Source organism: Actinoplanes awajinensis subsp. mycoplanecinus (assembly GCF_001509495.1).
GTDB lineage: Bacteria > Actinomycetota > Actinomycetes > Mycobacteriales > Micromonosporaceae > Actinoplanes > Actinoplanes palleronii.
Genome location: NZ_LLZH01000219.1, coordinates 1 through 300 on the forward strand (window position 1 = coordinate 1; position 300 = coordinate 300).

The window sequence follows — 300 nt, forward strand, 5'->3', positions numbered from 1 at the left end:
AACGCTTTGGTGCCGGCGCTGGGTTTCAGTCCGGGTGATCCGAATGCGACGGCTGACCGGGTGGGTCCCACTGGGGTTAAGGTTCCCGGTCGCTGCCCGCCGACTCAGGCCCAGGTGAACGCGCAGGTAGCGCTCAAGAATGCGAACTTTCCGAATGGAGCGGACCTTGAAAGCCGCATCCAGCGTTTCGAAAAAACCTTGTCGGCGATTCAGGACTTGAAATGCCCTGCATCTTCCACGACTTTGCTGGGTCGCTTGAATTCGTTGACCGCGCTGCGCGGAAACGCGAACCGCGACACC

Annotated in this window: 1 pseudogene; it reads left to right on the forward strand. The window is 60.3% G+C overall.

Features of this window, described 5'->3' with window-relative positions:
• Positions 1 to 114: 114 nt before the first annotated feature.
• Positions 115 to 300, forward strand: a pseudogene (locus ADL15_RS55520) (hypothetical protein); the annotation flags it as partial.